14 protein-coding genes and 5 pseudogenes are annotated in these 18,854 nt (G+C 59.6%); 12 read left to right on the top strand and 7 right to left on the bottom strand.

The features are described 5' to 3' along the window. Positions 1-63: 63 nt before the first annotated feature. Both B4968_RS18950 and ilvC read right to left on the bottom strand, forming a co-directional pair. A pseudogene (locus tag B4968_RS18950) lies at positions 64-986 on the bottom strand (DMT family transporter). A 142-nt stretch (positions 987-1,128) separates the two neighbouring features. After that, positions 1,129-2,152 (bottom strand): annotated as a pseudogene (gene ilvC / locus B4968_RS18945) (ketol-acid reductoisomerase). Between the two features lie 131 nt (positions 2,153-2,283). Here ilvC and B4968_RS18940 point away from each other — a divergent pair. The 3 genes and pseudogenes from B4968_RS18940 (at position 2,284) to B4968_RS18930 (ending at position 4,511) form a co-directional block, all read left to right on the top strand. After that, positions 2,284-2,739: an Lrp/AsnC family transcriptional regulator gene (locus tag B4968_RS18940; RefSeq protein ID WP_083100884.1), complete on the top strand. Its 456-nt coding sequence runs from the start codon at positions 2,284-2,286 to the stop codon at positions 2,737-2,739. 25 nt (positions 2,740-2,764) lie between these two features. Next, positions 2,765-3,224 (top strand): annotated as a pseudogene (locus tag B4968_RS18935) (Lrp/AsnC family transcriptional regulator). 164 nt (positions 3,225-3,388) lie between these two features. Next, positions 3,389-4,511 (top strand): annotated as a pseudogene (locus tag B4968_RS18930) (aminotransferase class V-fold PLP-dependent enzyme). Positions 4,512-4,624: 113 nt separating this feature from the next. On the opposite strand, the pseudogene B4968_RS18925 reads toward B4968_RS18930, so the two are convergent. The 3 genes and pseudogenes from B4968_RS18925 to B4968_RS18915 form a co-directional block, all read right to left on the bottom strand. Next, positions 4,625-5,822 (bottom strand): annotated as a pseudogene (locus B4968_RS18925) (UbiH/UbiF family hydroxylase). 101 nt (positions 5,823-5,923) lie between these two features. After that, positions 5,924-6,175, bottom strand: a complete 252-nt coding sequence (locus B4968_RS18920) for a hypothetical protein (protein WP_083100883.1) — start codon at positions 6,173-6,175, stop codon at positions 5,924-5,926. A 199-nt stretch (positions 6,176-6,374) separates the two neighbouring features. Then, positions 6,375-7,031, bottom strand: coding sequence for a pyrimidine 5'-nucleotidase (locus B4968_RS18915; RefSeq protein WP_083100882.1), 657 nt, complete (start codon positions 7,029-7,031; stop codon positions 6,375-6,377). Positions 7,032-7,187: 156 nt separating this feature from the next. Here B4968_RS18915 and B4968_RS18910 point away from each other — a divergent pair, with 156 nt between their 5' ends. Then, positions 7,188-7,841 carry a GntR family transcriptional regulator gene (locus B4968_RS18910; RefSeq protein WP_083100881.1) on the top strand — a complete coding sequence of 218 codons (654 nt, stop codon included), beginning with the start codon at positions 7,188-7,190 and terminating at the stop codon, positions 7,839-7,841. A 21-nt stretch (positions 7,842-7,862) separates the two neighbouring features. Here B4968_RS18910 and B4968_RS18905 read toward each other — a convergent pair whose 3' ends face one another. Then, positions 7,863-9,953 (bottom strand): glycosyltransferase, encoded by a 2,091-nt coding sequence (locus B4968_RS18905; protein ID WP_241525854.1) that lies wholly within the window; start codon positions 9,951-9,953, stop codon positions 7,863-7,865. Positions 9,954-10,184: 231 nt separating this feature from the next. Then, a complete protein-coding gene (carA, locus tag B4968_RS18900; RefSeq protein WP_083100880.1) occupies positions 10,185-11,348 on the bottom strand; it encodes a glutamine-hydrolyzing carbamoyl-phosphate synthase small subunit in 1,164 nt (387 codons plus the stop codon). Positions 11,349-11,593: 245 nt separating this feature from the next. Here carA and B4968_RS18895 point away from each other — a divergent pair, with 245 nt between their 5' ends. From B4968_RS18895 to B4968_RS18865, 8 genes are all read left to right on the top strand, one after another. After that, positions 11,594-12,067, top strand: a complete 474-nt coding sequence (locus B4968_RS18895; protein ID WP_083100879.1) for a GatB/YqeY domain-containing protein — start codon at positions 11,594-11,596, stop codon at positions 12,065-12,067. A 227-nt stretch (positions 12,068-12,294) separates the two neighbouring features. Next, entirely contained in the window at positions 12,295-13,203 is a 909-nt protein-coding gene (locus tag B4968_RS18890; RefSeq protein WP_083100878.1) for a LysR family transcriptional regulator, read from the top strand. A gap of 131 nt (positions 13,204-13,334) precedes the next feature. Next, positions 13,335-14,381, top strand: coding sequence for an ABC transporter substrate-binding protein (locus B4968_RS18885; protein WP_241525853.1), 1,047 nt, complete (start codon positions 13,335-13,337; stop codon positions 14,379-14,381). After that, entirely contained in the window at positions 14,374-14,496 is a 123-nt protein-coding gene (locus B4968_RS25355; RefSeq protein ID WP_277620965.1) for a hypothetical protein, read from the top strand. Before B4968_RS18885 ends, B4968_RS25355 begins: the two co-directional genes overlap by 8 nt. 63 nt (positions 14,497-14,559) lie before the next feature. After that, positions 14,560-15,546 carry an ABC transporter ATP-binding protein gene (locus B4968_RS18880; RefSeq protein ID WP_083100877.1) on the top strand — a complete coding sequence of 329 codons (987 nt, stop codon included), beginning with the start codon at positions 14,560-14,562 and terminating at the stop codon, positions 15,544-15,546. Between the two features lie 187 nt (positions 15,547-15,733). Further along, complete coding sequence (locus B4968_RS18875) at positions 15,734-16,483, top strand: ABC transporter permease (RefSeq protein WP_241525852.1); 750 nt, start codon at positions 15,734-15,736, stop codon at positions 16,481-16,483. After that, positions 16,473-17,279, top strand: coding sequence for an ABC transporter permease (locus B4968_RS18870; protein ID WP_083100875.1), 807 nt, complete (start codon positions 16,473-16,475; stop codon positions 17,277-17,279). The genes B4968_RS18875 and B4968_RS18870 overlap by 11 nt, the downstream gene beginning before the upstream one ends. Positions 17,280-17,296: 17 nt before the next feature. Next, complete coding sequence (locus B4968_RS18865) at positions 17,297-18,721, top strand: gamma-aminobutyraldehyde dehydrogenase (protein WP_083100946.1); 1,425 nt, start codon at positions 17,297-17,299, stop codon at positions 18,719-18,721. Positions 18,722-18,854: the final 133 nt, after the last annotated feature.

Raw genomic sequence — 18,854 nt, 5'->3', positions numbered from 1 at the left:
GCACTTGGCGCAGGGGCAGCGGTGAGGTCAACCTCAAAACCTTTTGATGTGTTCTGCGGCCTGCTAGGGGCGCTGGCGATGGGCCGGAGCCCGGCTGAGCAGCAGGCCTCCAAGGATCAGCGCAAGGGCGGCAAAAAGCTGTGGCGGCAGGGTTTCGTTGAGCAAAAGCGCGCCAAAAAACCCGACCAACCCGGCACCTGATAGTTCACTGTCGACAAAAAGCCAGGACCGGCACTGCGTGCCACCTGCACCAGCAGCACCTGCGCCAGCGCGGTGGGCACCAGGCCAAGGTAGAGCACCGCCAGCAGCGAGCGCCCCGCAGGCAGGCTAGGTACGCCCTCTTGCCACAGGGCCGCAGGCACGATCATCATGGCACCACAGAGCAGCGCGGCGGCAGACAGAGACAGCATATTCACCCCGGGACAAAGGCGGGTGATGATAGATCCGATTGCATAGCACAGGGCGGCGGCCAGACAGGCCATGCGCGCCAGGGATTCAAAATCACTGCCCGCCGAGACAAAGGCCTTTAGGCGGATCAGGGTCAGCACACCCAGAAAACCAATGGAAAAGCCCAGGGTGCGGCGCAGGGTCATGCGCTCACCGGGGACCAGATAATGTGCCAGAGGCAGCACAAACAGCGGCACCACCGCCATACAGACCCCGGCAAAGCCACTGGCGACATAGGTCTGCCCCCAGCTCAGCAATGAGAACGGCAGCGCATTGGTAAAGAACCCCATTCCCAGTGCACAAAGCCAGACGGTTCGGCCGTGGTGGGTGTTCATGGAGGGGAGATCAATCCGCATCAGGGCGGTGACAATCAGTAGGGATATGGCTCCCAACGAGATGCGGGCAGCAGCGATTGTCACAGGACCCAGCCCTTTGAGCGCGAGGGTCACGGCCATGAAGGACGACCCCCAAATCAGGCCAAGGAGGATCAGTTTGACCCAATTGACCGTTCCGGCCCCTGTCTGTGCTGCGACCTGCATGTGGAATGCTCCTGAACAAAAGCTTCTAAAAATAAGACGGGCGCCCCAAAGAATGGAACGCCCGGCAAAGCAACTATGGTGGCGGGACTTCCCCGTCTGGCCCGAAAAGCCGACCTGAAAAAACCCGGCCTGAAAAGGCGCCTTAGTTTTTCTCTTTGTCGACCATTTTGCCAGCCGAGATCCAAGGCATCATGGCGCGCAGTTTGCCGCCAACCTGTTCGATCTGGTGCTCGTCGTTGGCACGACGCGAGGCCTTGAGCGTTGGCTGGCCAACCGCGTTTTCCAGCATGAAGTCGCGCACGAATTTGCCGGACTGAATGTCGTCCAGAACCGCTTTCATGTTCGCCTTTGTCTCGGTGTAAGGCAGAATGCGCGGGCCGGATACATACTGACCGTATTCAGCTGTGTTGGAGATCGAGTAGTCCATGTTGGCGATGCCGCCTTCATAGATCAGGTCCACGATCAGCTTGGTTTCGTGCAGGCACTCGAAATAGGCCATTTCAGGCTCGTAACCAGCTTCAACCAGGGTCTCAAAACCCATGCGGATCAGCTCGACGATACCGCCACACAGAACAGCCTGCTCGCCGAACAGGTCGGTTTCGCATTCTTCGCGGAAGTTGGTCTTGATGATGCCGGAGCGGCCGCCACCAATGGCGGAGCAATAGGACAGGCCGATTTCCAGCGCTTTGCCGGTGGCGTCTTTGTCAACAGCAACCAGGCAGGGCACGCCGCCACCTTTGGTGTATTCGCCACGTACCGTATGACCGGGGCCTTTGGGGGCCATCATGATGACGTCGACGCCTTCTTTGGGCTCGATCAGGCCAAAGTGAACGTTCAGACCGTGGGCAAAGGCAATGGCCGAGCCGGGCTTGATGTTGTCGTGCACGTATTTCTTGTAGGTTTCGGCCTGCAGCTCATCGGGCATGGTGAACATGATCACGTCACACCAGGCAGCGGCTTCGGCGATACCCATAACCTTGAGGCCTTGCGCCTTCGGCTTTCTGGGCAGAGGCAGAGCCTTCGCGCAGCGCCACAACGAGGTTTTTTGCGCCTGAGTCGCGCAGGTTCAGCGCATGGGCGTGGCCCTGGCTGCCGTAGCCCAGGATGGCTACTTTTTTGTCTTTGATCAGGTTAACGTCGCAATCGCGGTCATAGTATACGCGCATATCGGTGATCCTTTTGGTTGGCGTTTGCAGGCATCATAGGCAAGACAGCGCGATATGCACGGCTGGTTTTATCAGTACAATCACAAATATTGCGGTAGTCATTCGTTAGATGCTGAAATATCATCCACTTCATGCTTGATGATCTCGATCGGCGCATATTGCGCCATATGCAAAGTGATCCGGAACAGTCGATTCCTGATCTGGCCGAGGCGCTCGGCCTCACGCCCTCGCGTCTGACCCGGCGGCTGGACAAGCTGCGCGAGGCGGGCATCCTGCTGGGAAGCCGCGCGATGAGCGATTGGCGCGCCCTGGGCTATCCGGTGGAGGGCTCGCTGCGGGTGACGCTGGACAAGACCAACCCGCGCGCGTTTGACGAGTTCATCGCCCAGGCCCGCGAGATCCCTGAGGTGCTGGAGATCCAGACCTTTCTGGGGCAGGTAGATGCTCGCCTGTCGGTGATTGCGCGCGATATGGCGCATTACCAGCAGATCTACCGCAGCGCTATTCTGACTCTGCCGCATATCGCCGATATTGAGGCGCTGATGCATGTGGCACGGATCAAGAGCAACGAAAGCCTGCCGCTATGAGGGGGGCAGTCATGAGAGGGCCGTCATGAGCGATCTGGATGACATCGACTTTGGCCTGCTCAAGGCGCTGTCGCGTGATGCCAGCCAATCGGCGGGGGCTCTTGGGCGCAAGCTGGGCCTGAGCCAGCCAGCCACCTTGGCGGCGGATGCAACGGCTGCAGGATCTGGGCATCATCACCGGGCGCAGGCTGGAGCTGGACCGCGAAAAGCTTGGCTTTGGGGTGACGGTGTTCCTTGGCGTCAAACTGGGCACCAAAGGCCGGGTTAGCCTCGAGGATTTTGAACGCGCTGTCTGCGCCATCCCTGAGGTACAGACAGTGGAGCATGTGCTGGGGCTGTATGACTACCGGTTGCGGGTCACCGCGCGCGATATTGCTGATTTTGAGCGGGTTTTGCGTCGCCGCATCATGCTCTTGCCCGGTGTCGGCTCGGTCGACGCAAATGTGCTGTTGTCCGAGGAGCGCCGTGCCGGACCATTAGGTTAGTTAGTGGGCTAGATTGTGGGCCAGAGAGTTGGGCCAGATACAGGTCATGCGCTTTTTCCGATTGCCGGTGGTCGCGGCAGGCGGGCTCCAGTATGCCAAAGTAGACTTTGCCAGCAGGCTGATGGCGCGTTAGCTATCTGTGGAACAAAATTTGGGAGACTGAAATGGCGCTTTTAGAGACCGTGGACCCGCAGGGGCTGGATGAATTCTCGGTGGTTTTTACCGACCGCTCGCTCAATCACATGTCCAAAGACTTTCAGGCGGTGATGCTGGATATCAGTGCCATGCTGAAAGAGGTCTACAAGGCCGAAGCTGTGGCACTGGTGCCCGGTGGCGGCACCTATGCGATGGAGGCCGTGGCGCGCCAGTTTGCCCGTGGTGAGAATGCTCTGGTGGTGCGCAATGGCCGTTCTCCTATCGCTGGAGCCAGATTTTTGAAACTGGCGGGCTGACCGCTTCGGCCACCGTGATGAAGGCCCGCCGCGCAGGCAATGAAGCGCAGTCGCCCTTTGCCCCGGCGCCGATTGCAGAGGTGGTCGCGGCGATCCACGAGCATAAGCCTGCTATTGTCTTTGCGCCGCATGTGGAGACAGCCGCCGGGGTGATCCTGCCTGATGACTACGTCACCGCCATGGCAGCGGCGGCGCATGAGGTCGGGGCGTTGATGGTGCTCGACTGCATTGCATCTGGCTGTGCCTGGGTTGATATGGCCGCCACCGGCGTGGATGTGCTGATCTCGGCGCCACAAAAAGGCTGGAGCGCTTCGCCCTCGGCCGGGCTGGTGATGTTCTCACCGCGCGCCCTTGCGCGGCTGGAAGAGACCACATCCGACAGTTTTGCGCTGAACCTCAAACAATGGCGTGCCATCATGCAGGCCTATGAGAACGGCGGTCATGCCTATCACGCCACCATGCCGACCGATGCGCTGCGCGCCTTTCGCGATACCATGATCGAGACCAAGGAATATGGGTTCGACCGGTTGCGGGACGCGCAGTGGCAGTTGGGCAATGGGGTGCGCGCCATGTTGGCTGCAAAAGGCGTCACCTCGGTGGCTGCCGAGGGCTTTGGCGCACCGGGTGTTGTGGTAGCTATACCACGGATCCTGAGGTGCAAAACGGCAAGAAATTTGCCGCGCTGGGCATGCAGATTGCCGCAGGCGTGCCGCTGCAATGTGATGAACCCGCCGAGTTCCGCACATTCCGCCTGGGGCTGTTTGGTCTCGACAAACTCTACGATGTCGAGGCGACGCTCGCGCGCCTGAAAAAAGCGGTAGATCAGGTACTCTGAGACGGGCTGCTCTGGGGCAGGCTGGCCTGAGACCCTCTCGGGCCACCTGTTTCATCTTGCCTTAAATACCTTCGCCGAAGGCAGCGGGTTTCCCACTTGGGAAACCCGGATTTCTATTTTACGCCGAGCCCCATCTGCATCAGGTTGCGGCGCACAGGCGCCATGGAATAGAGCGCGTTGAGGCCAATGGCGCGCAGATCCCGCAGGGGGCGCGCCTCAAGCATCGAGCTGCGATTGAGCAGATCAATGCCTTTCAGTCGCAGCATGATCTCAGCGTGTCGCGCCTTGTGATAGGCGCTCAGCATCATGGCATCGCCCAGGCCCTCGGGGCGGGCCTCAGCCAGCTCCAACAGAGCCCGCAGATCGCCCAGCGACATATTGAGCCCCTGGGCACCAATTGGCGGCACCACATGGGCGGCTTCTGCCATCAGGGCCAGGCGCTCACCATCAAGGCGCGCGGCAGATTGGCTGATGATTGGCCATATGCTGCGGCGCGAGGCCAGCGTTAGCTCACCAAACAGCCCACAGCTGCGCCGGGTCATCTCGGCTTCAAATTCGGCAGGGGCCAGGGCCAGCAACTCTTGTGCGCGCGGGCCACGTTCCATCCAGACCACCGCCGACGAGGGCTTGCCCTGATAATCTGGCAGCGGCACCAGCGTGAAGGGGCCGCCAGAGCGGTGGATTTCGGTCGAGACATTGTCATGCGGCACCGGGTGGGTCACCGCAAAGGCCAGCGCCTTTTGGCCGTAGCGTGTTGTTTTTACCGGAATGCCAGCAGCCTCGCGCATCGCAGAGCCGCGACCGTCGCAGGCGACAACCAGCTTGGTGCTGATCTTGCTGCCGTCGCTCAGGGTAACGCGCGCCTCTTGTGTGCGGGTAACAGGGATTTGCTGGCTGTTCCGGCGCGGAAATCCACGTTGGGGAGTGCTGCAATCCGGGCGAGGATCTCGCGGCGCAAAAGCCAGTTTGGCAGGTTCCAGCCAAAGGGTTTTTCTGAAATATCAGCGGCATTGAAATCCCTGACGACACGTGGCTCAGGCAGCTCGCCTCCGGCATCCACGATCCGCATGACCTGCAAGGGGGCGGCGTGCTCTGCCAGAGTGTCCCACAGCCCAAAGCGCTGCAGCAGCGCCTGCGCGGGCTGTAAAAACGCGGTGGTGCGCAAAAATCCGCGCCCAAAGCATCGCGGTCTGTCACCGGCGGCGTTGGATCAACACAGATCACTGAAAACCCTGCCGCGCCAAAGGCTGCCGCCGCCGTCAGCCCGGCAACACCGCCACCGGATACCAGAATATCACACCGCTCTGTCATCGCCCTGCCTTTCCTGTCTTGTCTTCAGATAGTCCCGAGCACAGGGCAATGACAAGCGACATATGGTCCGGTCCTTGGCTGCCGGGTCCGGATTTGGCCAGCTATCCGCGCGAGATGGCGATCAGCAGAATGAACATCACCGGCACCAGGGCCACAGCGGGCAGGTACAGCCCCGGAATACCAAACAGCACGATTGAGCAGCCCCAAAGACAAACCAGAGTGATCAGAGCATAGACGAAGTTCTCTGTCTCGCCATAGGCCACCTCTTTTGAGATGCGGCCAATCAGCGGGATAGCAAAGAGAAGGCGTTGCCACAGGGGCAGGCGGTCGGGGAGGGTATAGGCAAGGGCCATATGCGCGATCCTTTTAATCTTGGTGCGCCCTGGGATATAGGGGCGCTAAGATACATTTTCAGGTCATTTTTGCGCGCTGATCCAAAAGTAAGCTGCGGCAGAGTGTCCCGGAGCAGAGCAGAGTGGCCAGCAGAGCGCGGCGGCAAACATGCGTTAAGGTTGCAAAGGTCGGCTACCAATGCTGCCTGAGCGTCAGGCGTTACAGGATCTTTGCGAGGAAGCCAGCCAGGTCATCCGTGTGGTGATGAATATGAGAGGTGTCATGGGCCTGGCCAAGCGCTTCGGGGGCCACATGCACTGTGCGCATCCCCATGGCATGCGGGGCAGAAAGATTGCGCGGATCGTCTTCAAACATGGCGGCGGTCTCAGACCGGATACCCGCCTTTTGAAACACCATGTCAAAGGCGGCGCGCTCTGGCTTGGGGCGAAAGCTAGCGTCTTCGACGCCGTAGATCCCGTCAAACAGCCCCGAGAGCCCGCGTGCGGCCAATCCCCGTTTGGCATAAGGCGCACTGCCATTGGTGTAGACAATGCGTTTGCCGGGCAGGGCCCGGATGCAGGCCGCAAGGTCGGGGTCGTCTTGCAGGTGGTCGAGCGAAATGTCGTGCACCGCCTCAAGGTAGGGCAGCGGGTCCATGTCATGCTCGCGCATCAGCCCGGCCAGCGTGGTGCCGTGATCGTGCCAATAGGTGCTGCGCAGGCGATCTGCCTCGCTTTGGTCAATGCCCAGCTGGCTCATCACGTAGTTGGTCATCTTGACCTCGATCTGGTCGAACAGACGGGCCGAAGGGGGGTAAAGCGTATTGTCCAGGTCAAAGACCCAGTGTCGCACATGTGAGAAGGATTGCCTGACCATAGGGTGCCAGTAGGCTGGCTTGTGGCGTTTGGCAACGGCATATCCTCCGGGTTGAGACAAATTTCCTTACGTTTCTGGTAGGTTTCTGGTCGCAAGGCTTGAAAGCCACGTCGTGACCTGTAGGAATGCAGACCTACTGTTTGAGTGGGATATTTGATGAACCAGAGCCGCAGCAACCAGAAAGACGCCTATTCCCTGATCCTGGAAGCGATCGACGTGGGGGTGTACAAGCCGGGCGACCGCCTGGTCGAAAGCGATCTTGCTGAGCAGTTTGGCGTCTCGCGTACGCCGATCCGTGAGGCGCTGCAGCGGCTGGAGACGCAGTCATTGTTGGAACGTGACGGGCGCTCGTTGATCGTGGCCTCGCTGGATCACAACCAGATGGCCGAGCTCTATATGGTGCGGCGCGAGCTGGAGGGGCTGGCGGCCAGTCTGGCGGCACGTCATGCCACGGACGAGGAACTCCGGGTGCTAAAGGACATGGTCCGCGAGGATGATGCGCTGGTCGATATGCCAACCGATCTGGCCAAGGCAAACCGGCGGTTTCACGAACAGATTCATTTGGCCTCCCATAACCGCTATCTGGTGCAGCAGTTGAACCTGGTGCATCGGTCAATGGCGCTGATGGCCACCACTTCGCTGGCGGCTGAGGGGCGGGGCGAAATCGCACAGGCCGAGCACAAGCGTATCGTTGCCGCCATTGAGGCGCGCGACGAAGAGGCCGCCGGGCAGGCGCTGAAAGACCATATCTCGGTGGCCTTCATGACACGGCTGAAACAGGATGCCGGTGCGCGCGGCAAGGGTCGGTAAAAGGGCGGTAAAAGGCCGCGACTACTCTGCGGGCCCCAGTCGCTGTTTCAGGCCCTGTGTCAGGTCCTGTGCGGTGTTTGAGAATTGATCTGATGCTTTGCCACTGGATGTCTGGCGTGCTGCTGCCTCAATGCCCTGCATGCTCTGTGCGGCGCAGGTCTGCTGAGCTGGCTTTTCCTGTGTTGGTTTTGACCGGTCTGCTGTCGCGGGGCCGAGATCGTCTGAGGCGAGTGTCTGCTGGGTCGCTTGCACATCTGCGTCCGGAGGGTGCAGCCCGTGGCTGGTTTTGTCCCAGAAAAAGGGATCAAACAGCAGGCCATGCAGGGCCCTGTAGACAGCGAAAGGCGCCAGCAGGAAATAGAGCGGCAGGGTAAGGGCCCAGGGCGCCCAAAGCGGTCGCCGGGCCGCGAAGGCGGCAATCACCGCGATACACATACCCAGTCCCTCAAAGAATATCATCGAGGAGAAGGCCGTTGTGAACATAGCATCAGACCAGAGCGCCGCACTTGGGTGAGACATCCCAAAGGCCAGCAGCCAGTAGCTCCACAGGAAAGGGGCAAGCAGGAACAGCCCTACCGTGCCCAGAAAGAAAACCTGAAAGCCAAGGAAGGCGCGCCAGCCGAGGTCACGCAGGAGCTGAACCGGCTGACGCATATGTACAAGATAGGGGGCCATGAAGCCCTTCAGCCAGCGAGAGCGTTGCCGCGTCCAGGCCGGCGGCGTGCAGGTCGCCTCCTCAAAGGTCGTGCTGGGGAGCATTTGGGTGCGAAACCCGGCCCGGAACAGGCGCACACCAAGGTCGGCGTCTTCGGTGACATTGTGGGAATCCCAGCCCCCCAGATCATCCAGTATCTTACGGCGGACAAACATGGTGGTGCCCCCCAGGGGCACAACCAGCCCGAGTTTCGCAATACCTGGCAAAACAACGCGAAACCAGCTGGCATATTCCAGAGTGAAACAGCGCGAAATCCAGTTGGCCTGCGGGTTGTAGTAGTCCAGCACGCCCTGAAAGCAGGCGACCTCGGCGGGGGCGGCGGCAAACGCGGCGGCGACCTGTTGCAGCTGATCCGGCACAGGGGCGTCTTCGGCATCCCAGACCCCGATGATCTCACCGCGACAGAAATTCAGCGCGTAGTTCAATGCGCGCGGCTTGGTTTTCAACGCGCCCCAGGCCGGAACCTCTATCACCTGCACCCAGGACGGCAGCGTTGCTGCGGCGATGGCATCGCGGGTGACGGTATCCCCTTCCTCCAGGACCAACAGGATTTCCAGCCGCTCCTTTGGATACTGCAGGCGACGCAGACGTTTGAGCAAGGCTGAGCTGATAGCGGCCTCTTTGTAGAGCGGGACAAGGACCGATATATTGGGCATGTCGGCGTCATTTGGGTTTTGCCGGGGGCGCAGTGCTTGTGGCTGTTGTTGCGCAAGATACGCGATGACGCCACAGACCTTTAGTGCGGCAAAGGCAGTCAGCAAAAACACTGCCAGGGCGCAAAACACTGAAAAGACCTCAACCGGGTAGAGGGCTGCGATGGTCAGGAGCGATGTGAGGGGCAGCAGTTGTTTCAGCCGCCCTGAGTGTTCAAACAGAGTTCTGGAGCTGAGCTCCGGGGCAATGCTGGCGCTGGCACGGCGGGCCATGGAGGTTTTGAAATGGTGCAGCAGCAGCGATGATATCTGTTCGCGGGGCGCAAGGACGGGAATGAAGGGGCCAAAGCAGGCTGTGAGCTCCTGGCACTGGCGTTCGGCCTCTTCGGCATCGGCAAAGGCAATGGCGATCGTATCGCCAAGCTGCACCCAGGGAATGGCGCAGTGACGGAGCCAAAAACTGGCAGGCTTGCGATTGAGCAGCGGTGCGCTGGGCCTGTGCCGGGCAAGGTCGACGACGCGCAGAGCAAGACTGCCGGCCCGAAAAATTCCGGTCACGGAGGCTGAGGTGCTGTCCGCGTCCGCGTCTGTTGCGGGCGCGGGCGATGTGTCGCGCCCCTGGCGTGGTTTGGTCTGTTGCTCGGTGGGGGGGCGGATTGCTGCGGCAGGCGGCTTGTCCTGAAAGCCATGCAGCCTGCGTGTCTGGAGCTGAAGATGCATCAGGCTGACACTGCGTGTCTTCATCTCTGCCTTATGCTCGACCGGAGCCGCCGCCCCTGCTGATTGGGAAATCCACAATGGACGGCGAAGACGCTTAAACCCACGAGAATGCAAACCGCGCATACGATCACTCAAAATCCAAAAACCCCAGATGCAGTACGCACCTGAGGTTGAGGAGGGTTCATTAACAGTGCGTTAACCGCAATAGGGCTGTGTGGGTTTTAACCGGGAATTCATTGGGAATTAACCAGGCCTTTACGAAGCTTTTCGAGTCGCCATGGCCTCGGCAAAGCGCTCAAACAGATAAAAACTGTCTTGTGGACCGGGGCTTGCCTCTGGGTGATGTTGCACAGAATAGACCGGGCGACCCGTCATGCGAATGCCGCAGTTGGAGCCGTCAAACAGCGAGACATGGGTTTCTTCCACGCCCTTGGGCAGGCTTTGGGCATCCACCGCAAACCCGTGGTTCATCGAGGTGATCTCAACCTTGCCGGTGGCGTTTTCCTTGACCGGGTGGTTGGCACCGTGGTGGCCGTGGTTCATCTTGACGGTCTTGCCGCCAAGCGCCAGCGCCAGCATTTGGTGGCCAAGGCAGATGCCAAACACCGGCAGATCCGTATCGGCCAGAATGCTCTGGATCATTGGTACGGCATATGCGCCGGTCGCCGCAGGATCACCGGGGCCATTTGAGAGGAAGATGCCATCCGGATTATGGGCCAGCACCTCTTCGGCGCTCGCTGTAGCTGGCAAAACGGTGACGTCACAGCCTGCCGAGGCAAGGCAGCGCAGAATGTTGCGTTTCGCGCCATAGTCGATCGCAACGACCTTGTGCACCGGGTTTTCCTGACGGCTGTAGCCCTCGGGCCAGGCCCACCGCATCTCATCCCAGCGATAGCTCTGGGCGCAGGTGACATCCTTGGCCAGATCCATGCCCTCAAGCCCGGACCAGGCGCGCGCCTCGGCCACCAGCGCCTCGACGTCAAAATTGCCGTCTGGATCATGGGCCAGGGCGGCATGTGGCACACCCTGCTGGCGGATGGCGCGGGTCAGGCGACGGGTATCAATGCCACCGATAGCGATGCGACCCGTCCGGGCGAGCCAGGCGGCAAGCTCTTCGTGGGCGCGCCAGTTGGAAGCCAGGGTCGGGTCCCATTTTACCACCATGCCAGCGGCGACGGGGTTTGCGGTCTCGTCATCCTCGGGCGTGACGCCGGTGTTGCCAATATGCGGGAAGGTGAAGGTCACGATCTGCCCGGCATAAGAGGGGTCCGTCATGATTTCCTGATAGCCGGTCATGGCGGTGTTGAAACACAGCTCGGCAACGGTGCGACCGGTGGCGCCGAACCCGGTGCCGTAAAAGACGGTGCCATCGGCAAGCGCCAGGCAGGCGGTTGGCTTGGACGGTGCGGTATCGGCCATGACGAGACTCTCCTGAGGGTGAAATTCATCGGCTTTTAGGGGGCGCCGGGCATGGGGTCAAGCCTCGCTGGCGCGGCGAAACCATAAGAACAGCAGGGCTGACAACTCAGGATATGCCCGGGTTGGCAGCCCGTATCTGCGTTGGGGTCTGCTGCCGGGATCACGGTGAATGGGCGGGTGCTTGAAATGGGGCGCTTGATTGGATAAAGCTGCCAGTTCCGGTTTCCTCTGGATGGATAAAAAGTATGGATACGCGAACCCTGGTCAACCAGGCTCTGAAACAGGCGATGAAAGACAAATCCGCCCAGCGGTTAAGCACGTTGCGCCTGATCAATGCTGCAATCAAGGACAAGGAAATTGCGGCCCGTGGCGGTGATGGTGACGCCACCATTGGCGATGCGGATATTCTGGCGATTCTTGGCAAGATGACCAAGCAGCGCAACGAAAGCGCCCGTGCCTTTGGAGGGGGCAGCCGTCTGGATCTGGACGAGCGGGAACTGGAAGAAATCGCCATCATCGAAGAGTTCCTGCCCAAGCAGCTTGATGACGACGAGATTCGCGCCGCTGTAAAGGCTGCGGTGACCGGTTCTGGTGCCGCATCGATTCGCGATATGGGCAAGGTCATGGGAGCCCTGAAAGCAAAATTCACCGGTCAGATGGATTTTGGCAAAGTGGGACCCATGGTCAAGGACGAGCTCTGCAAGGACGGTGGCTGCTAGGCTGGCCGCCTGCGCCACAGAGATTTCAGTATTTCAAAACGAAAATGGACCCGCAGCGCGGGTCTTTTTGCGTTGCGCGCGACATCATTGCATTGAGTGCAACAAAACGTCCTTTCCTTGCAGCTCATGGTACCTGAAGAAATTTCCAATCCCATATTTTTCCATCCCATATGGTGCGCCTTTGGTGGTAGCTTGCTATCGGATATGCAGATAATGGGGGCTTCTTCATGGCTTTTACGATACGACAGCTGCAATACTTTGTTGCCGTGGCCGAGAAAGGCTCTGTCAGCAGAGCGGCGCACACTCTGGCCATTTCGCAGTCGGCAGTGACCGAAGCGGTGAAGTTTCTCGAAGCAGATCTTGGGGTTAAACTGTTTGAGCGCCATTCCCGGGGGCTGAACATCACCCACAAGGGGCACCAGTTTTTACGCCACGCGACCTCTATTCTGGCAGAGGTCTCCGGGGCCAGACGTGTGCTGTCGCAAAAGGACCAGGAGATTTCCGGCGCCTTGCATCTGGGCGTGACCTCGTTGATGGCGGGCTATGTGTTGTCCGACCTTTTGGCAAAGTACCGCCGCGCCAATCCTCAGGTCGATGTCACGGCGATTGAGGACAACGGCGAATATCTCGAACATCTTCTCATTGGCGGAGAGCTGGATGTGGCGGTGATGGTGATCTCGAATCTGCATGATAAATTGGCGTTGCAGGTCGAAATTCTGGATGTTTTGCCCTACCGGCTGTGGGTTTCCATTGGGCACAGGCTGATAAAGCAGGACAGTATCAGCGTCGATGATCTGACTGCAGAGCAACTGATCATGCTGGATATCGATGAGATGGGCGAGGCGGCGATGACCCTGTTGTCGGCGCTTGGCACCAGACCCAAAATCGCCTTTCGCACCCGATCGGTTGAAGCTGTGCGCAGTCTGGTCGCAACCGGTGCCGGGATCGCCTTGCTGCCAGATCTGGTCTACCGGCCCTGGTCGCTGGAGGGCGACAGGATCGAAGCGCGCGATGTGTCCGGGGCTCTGCCGGCGGTGCAGGTCGGGATGGCCTGGCGAAAAGGCTCTCCTCTCAGCGCGGCGGCCAAAGATTTTATTGCGATTGCCCAAGGCCATCAATCGGTTAGGGAGCGCTAGCCAATAGGTATCGGAAAAACCGATAACATGTTTCTCTCTATTGAATTTGTGAAATCATTCCCGGCGGCACATGCTTAGGCATCAAAAGAGCCAAAAGAGCCAGATCATGTCCACCTCAGGGGAGAAATCAAATGACGACCTTCTTTAAATCCTGCACAGCCATCGTGGCGACCGCAGTCATTGCCGGCCAGCCCTTGGCGGCAGAAATGATAACCGAGATTGGCGCGGGCGAAGGCCAGGTCAATATCGTGGCCTGGCCCGGCTATATCGAGCGCGGCGAAACCGTGGCGGCCTTTGACTGGGTCACCAAATTTGAAGAGGCGACGAGCTGTAAGGTCAACGTCAAGACAGCCAATACCAGCGACGAGATGGTGGCGCTGATGAATGAAGGCGGCTTTGATCTGGTGACAGCCTCCGGGGATGCCTCATTGCGGATGATCGCCGGCAAACGGGTACAGCCGGTGAATACCGATCTGGTGCCAAGCTGGCCCTCGGTAGATGACCGCCTGAAAGAGGCCCCCTGGCATTTTGTCGACGGTGTTCACTATGGCACCCCCTATATGTGGGGCCCGAATGTGCTGATGTATTCAACCGAAGCCTTTGCTGAGGCGCCGACAAGCTGGTCGGTGGTGTTTGAAGAGACCACTCTTGCCGATGGCAAATCCAACAAAGGCCGGGTTCAGGCCTATGATGGCCCGATCCATATTGCGGATGCTGCCAACTACCTGATGTATCACAACCCCGAGCTCGGCATCACCTCGCCCTATGAGCTGAACCAGGAGCAGTATGACGCCGCATTGGACCTGCTGCGTGGCCAGCGCAAACTGGTGTCGCGCTACTGGCATGATGCCTTTATCCAGATTGATGACTTCAAGAACGAAGGCATGGTCGCCTCCGGGTCCTGGCCGTTCCAGGTGAACCTGCTGCAGGGCGATGACGCCAAAGTGGCCTCGACCATCCCGCAGGAAGGGGCCACCGGCTGGGCTGACACAACAATGATGCATGCCGAAGCCGAAAACCCGAACTGCGCCTATATGTGGATGGAGCACTCTTTGTCGTCGAACCTGCAATCTGATCTTTCCGTCTGGTTTGGTGCCAACCCGGCCGTCCCCACCGCCTGTACCGATGGGCGCGGCATGCAGACCGCCGAAGGCTGCACCAAGAACGGCCATGGATGAGTTCGCCCGTATCAAGTTCTGGCAGACCCCTGTGTCAAAATGCGAAAGCCAGGGCAGCTGTGTCCCCTATTACCGCTGGGTGTCTGACTACATCGGTGTGATCGGCGGCCGTTAATCTTCTGTATTACCTAAACAGCCTGCCGCTCATCGGGCGGCAGGCCAACTTGACGGAAATTCCATGACATCTGCAGTCCGCTTTACTGGTGCTTCGCGCCACTTCGGTTCCGTTCGCGCGGTTGATGAGGTTGATATCGACATTGCCGAAGGAGAATTCTTTGCCATGCTTGGCCCCTCCGGCTCTGGCAAAACAACCTGCCTGCGCCTGATCGCCGGGTTCGAGCAGCCATCCAGCGGAGACATCGCGATTTTTGGCCAGTCCATGCAGGGTGTCCCGCCCTACAGGCGGCAGGTGAATACGGTGTTTCAGGACTATGCGCTGTTCCCTCATCTTAATGTTCTGGACAATGTGGCCTATGGTCTGATGATTGCCGGGAGCCCCAAGGCAGACCGGCACCGGGCGGCACAAGAGGCGCTCGAACTGGTGGCTTTGCCGGGCTATGGCAAACGCAAACCCTCCGAGCTGTCTGGCGGCCAGCGTCAGCGTGTCGCCCTGGCACGGGCCCTGGTCAATAAACCAAAAGTTCTGCTGCTGGATGAACCCCTTGGCGCGCTTGACCTGAAGCTGCGCGAACAGATGCAAGAAGAGCTCAAGGTGCTGCAGCGCAAGCTGGGGATCACCTTTGTCTTTGTGACCCATGATCAGGGCGAGGCGCTGTCGATGGCGGATCGCGTCGCCGTGTTCAACGAGGGCAAAATCGTGCAGGTGGGCAGGCCGGAAGACATCTACTACCGCCCCGAGGTCCCCTTTGTTGCGGATTTTGTCGGCTCTTCAAATGTGCTGCCGCCGACGCTGACAGAAAAGCTCATTGGCAGGCGCAGCCATGCAGCGCTGCGCCCGGAAGCGGTGAAAATCGGCCCCCAGGGCCATGCCGCTGTGGTCCGCGCCACCAGCTTTATCGGGGCTGCGACCCGGGTGTCTGTGACCATGGCGGAGACCGCGATGATTGCGCTGGTGCCCAAGGGGCAGGCGATTCCTGCCATTGGGGATCAGGTGCATCTCTCCTGGGACGCGGATGATCTGCACCTGATGGAGCCGGGCGCATGAGCGATCTGTCGCCAACAGGCGCCGAAACGGACTGCTGAGCCGTGTCTCGGATACGCTCTGGCGCAGGCCACGGCTGACGATCCTGCTGCTGCTGGCCCCGCCTGCGCTATGGCTGGGGATTATTTATCTCGGGTCGCTCTTTGCCCTGCTGGCGCAGAGCTTTTTTTCCATTGATGAATTTTCCGGGATGATCGTCTACGAGTTCACCCTGAAAACCTATGGGGAGCTGTTCACCCCGGCCAATTTTGACATCATCATCCGCACCGTTGTGATGGCGGCTGCTGTGACCGTTGCGGCGGCGATCATCAGCTTTCCCATCGCCTATTATGCGGCCCGCTATGCCAGGGGAAAGTGGAAGGCGATTTTCTATCTTGGGGTGATGTTGCCGCTCTGGTCCAGCTATCTGGTCAAAGTCTATTCCTGGAAGCTGATCCTCGCCAAGGAAGGCATTCTGAACTGGCTGTTTGAGACCCTGCATCTGAGCTGGTTTCTGGAGGCCTATCTGTCGATCCCGGTGATTGGCGGCAATTCCCTGTCGGTCAGCTGGACTGGCACCTTTCTGGTGTTCCTCTATGTCTGGCTGCCTTTCATGGTGCTGCCGATTCAGGCCTCGCTGGAACGGGTGCCGACCTCGATGCTCGAGGCCTCGGGCGATCTAGGGGCCCGGCCCGGCCAGAGCTTTCGCTATGTGTTGCTGCCGCTGGCGCTGCCGGGGGTGATTGCCGGGTCGATCTTCACGTTTTCCCTGACGCTGGGCGACTATATCATCCCGCAGATTGTCGGCTCATCACGTCGGTTTATCGGCCAGGCGGTCTATGCCTATCAGGGCACCGCCGGCAATATCCCACTCGCTGCCGCCTTTGCTGTCGTGCCCATCCTGATCATGGGGCTCTACCTTTGGGTCGCCAAAAGAAAAGGAGCCTTCGATGCGCTCTGATCGTGCTTCTGTTGGGTTGAAAATTGCAGCCGGTGCGGGCCTTGCCTTTTTGCACCTGCCGCTGCTTTTGATCTTTATCTATGCCTTCACCACCGAAGACAAATCTTATCAGTGGCCGCCCCCCGGTCTGACCCTGAAATGGTTTGCGGTCACCTGGGACAGGCCGGATGTTTGGCAGGCGCTGTCGCTGTCGGTGCGGGTGGCGTCGATCTCAACCGTCATAGCGCTGGTGCTTGGCACCCTCTGTGCGGCGGCCGTCAGCCGGACAAAGTTCTTTGGCCGCGAAGCGGTGTCCCTGCTGGTGATCCTGCCGATCGCCCTGCCGGGGATCGTGACGGGTATCTCGCTGCGCGCGGCGTTCAATCTGGCGGATATCCCCTTCAGTTTCTGGACCATCGTTCTGGGGCACGCGACCTTCTGTGTTGTGGTGGTCTACAACAATGCGGTGGCGCGTTTCCGGCGGACCTCGGGGTCGTTGATTGAGGCATCCATGGATCTTGGGGCGGACAGTTTTCAAACCTTTCGCCATGTGATCCTGCCCAATATTGCTACGGCCCTGCTGGCGGGGGGGATGCTGGCCTTCGCTCTTAGCTTTGACGAAGTGATTGTCACCACCTTTACTGCGGGCCAACAGCAAACGCTGCCAATCTGGATGCTCGAAGAACTTGTCCGGCCACGCCAGAGACCGGTGACCAATGTGGTTGCCATGGTGGTGGTTCTGGTCACATTCCTGCCGATCCTCGGCGCCTACTACCTGACACGCGGCACAGATACCGTGGCCGGTCAGGGAAAATAAGAACTGGGAGAGTTATGATGGAAGTTAAAATGCTGATCGGCAGCGCATTTGAGGCGGGCACCGAATCCGAGGAATCTGTTCTCAATCCACGTACCGGCGAGGTCATTTTGAAAATGCCCGAGGCCAACCTTGAGCAGATCGACCGCGCGGTTGCCTCGGCGCGGCGGGCCTTTGCCTCCTGGTCGCGCACAACACCGGCCGACCGAAGCGCCAAGCTGCTGGCCATTGCCGACGCCATTGAGGCAAACCTCGAAGAGTTGGCCCAGCTGGAAGCACTGAATTGTGGCAAACCCATCAATGAGGTGCGCAATGAAGAAGTGCCGGGCGTCGCAGACTGTTTTCGCTATTTCGCCGGTGCCGTGCGCAATATGCACAGCCCGGCGGCAGGCGAATATCTCGAAGGTCACACCTCGATGATCCGGCGGGATGCGATTGGCGTTGTTGCCTCGATCGCGCCCTGGAACTATCCGCTGATGATGATGGCCTGGAAGCTGGCGCCGGCTCTGGCGGGGGGCAACACGGTGGTGCTGAAACCCTCGGAACAGACGCCGCTGACCGCGCTGAAGCTGGCAAAGATCATGGCAGACATTCTGCCCGAAGGCGTGGTCAACGTGATTGTGGGGCAGGGGGCCAGTGTCGGCAATGCGCTGATCAACCACCCCGGCGTCGACATGATCTCGATCACGGGCGACATCGCAACAGGCAAAAAGGTGCTCAAGGCGGCTGCCAACAGCGTCAAGCGCACCCATCTTGAGCTGGGAGGCAAAGCGCCGGTGATTGTCTATGACGATGCTGATCTGGATCGCGTGGTCGAAGGGCTGAAAGCCTTTGGCTTTTACAATGCCGGGCAGGACTGCACAGCCGCCTGCCGGATCTATGCCGGGGCCAAGATATATGACCGTCTGGTGGCTGAGCTCTCGGCGGCGGCCTCCTCGATTGTCTTTGATAACGCCGATGACACGCTCAACGAGATTCCACCGCTGATCAGCCAGCGCCAGCGCGACCGTGTGGCCAGCTTTGTACACCGCGCCTCGTCGCAAAAGCACATGGAAGTGACTGCCGGCGGCGGCGTCCATGAGGGCACCGGGTTTTACTACCAGCCAACGGTCATCGCAGGCGCCTTGCAACAGGACGAAATCGTGCAGCGCGAAGTCTTTGGGCCGGTTGTGTCCATCACCCGCTTCACGGCTGAGGATGATGTCATCGGCTGGGCAAATGACAGCCAGTATGGTCTGGCCTCTTCGGTCTGGACCAACAATATCGGCCTTGCGATGGATACCTCGTCCCGCCTGCAATATGGCTGCACCTGGGTGAATACCCATTTCATGCTGACCACCGAGATGCCCCATGGTGGCCTGAAACAGTCTGGCTATGGCAAAGACATGTCGATGTATGCGCTTGAGGACTATACGGCGGTGCGTCATGTGATGATTGCGCACTAAGACTGTACTGAATGTCTCAGGGCCGCACTGGCAGGGTGGCAAAACTATACTGGGTGGTGTCTCTGTTTCGAAGGGTGTGCCACCCAAACCATGCGACCTGATCTGGGGCCGTCTATGGACTGTACTGCTGCAA

The organism is Pseudophaeobacter leonis (genome assembly GCF_002087335.1).
Classification (GTDB): domain Bacteria; phylum Pseudomonadota; class Alphaproteobacteria; order Rhodobacterales; family Rhodobacteraceae; genus Pseudophaeobacter; species Pseudophaeobacter leonis.
The sequence above is the reverse complement of the archived record's forward strand: the minus strand, read 5'-3'. Positions and strand labels throughout refer to the sequence as shown.

What these genes read in the sequence shown, in the direction of transcription:
- B4968_RS18940 (WP_083100884.1), top strand. Translation starts at nt 2,284, where the DNA reads ATGCTTGATGATCTCGATCGGCGCATATTGCGCCATATGCAAAGTGAT.
- B4968_RS18920 (WP_083100883.1), bottom strand. Translation starts at nt 6,175, where the DNA reads ATGGCCCTTGCCTATACCCTCCCCGACCGCCTGCCCCTGTGGCAACGC.
- B4968_RS18915 (WP_083100882.1), bottom strand. Translation starts at nt 7,031, where the DNA reads ATGGTCAGGCAATCCTTCTCACATGTGCGACACTGGGTCTTTGACCTG.
- B4968_RS18910 (WP_083100881.1), top strand. Translation starts at nt 7,188, where the DNA reads ATGAACCAGAGCCGCAGCAACCAGAAAGACGCCTATTCCCTGATCCTG.
- B4968_RS18905 (WP_241525854.1), bottom strand. Translation starts at nt 9,953, where the DNA reads ATGAAGACACGCAGTGTCAGCCTGATGCATCTTCAGCTCCAGACACGC.
- carA (WP_083100880.1), bottom strand. Translation starts at nt 11,348, where the DNA reads ATGGCCGATACCGCACCGTCCAAGCCAACCGCCTGCCTGGCGCTTGCC.
- B4968_RS18895 (WP_083100879.1), top strand. Translation starts at nt 11,594, where the DNA reads ATGGATACGCGAACCCTGGTCAACCAGGCTCTGAAACAGGCGATGAAA.
- B4968_RS18890 (WP_083100878.1), top strand. Translation starts at nt 12,295, where the DNA reads ATGGCTTTTACGATACGACAGCTGCAATACTTTGTTGCCGTGGCCGAG.
- B4968_RS18885 (WP_241525853.1), top strand. Translation starts at nt 13,335, where the DNA reads ATGACGACCTTCTTTAAATCCTGCACAGCCATCGTGGCGACCGCAGTC.
- B4968_RS25355 (WP_277620965.1), top strand. Translation starts at nt 14,374, where the DNA reads ATGGATGAGTTCGCCCGTATCAAGTTCTGGCAGACCCCTGTGTCAAAA.
- B4968_RS18880 (WP_083100877.1), top strand. Translation starts at nt 14,560, where the DNA reads ATGACATCTGCAGTCCGCTTTACTGGTGCTTCGCGCCACTTCGGTTCC.
- B4968_RS18875 (WP_241525852.1), top strand. Translation starts at nt 15,734, where the DNA reads ATGATCGTCTACGAGTTCACCCTGAAAACCTATGGGGAGCTGTTCACC.
- B4968_RS18870 (WP_083100875.1), top strand. Translation starts at nt 16,473, where the DNA reads ATGCGCTCTGATCGTGCTTCTGTTGGGTTGAAAATTGCAGCCGGTGCG.
- B4968_RS18865 (WP_083100946.1), top strand. Translation starts at nt 17,297, where the DNA reads ATGGAAGTTAAAATGCTGATCGGCAGCGCATTTGAGGCGGGCACCGAA.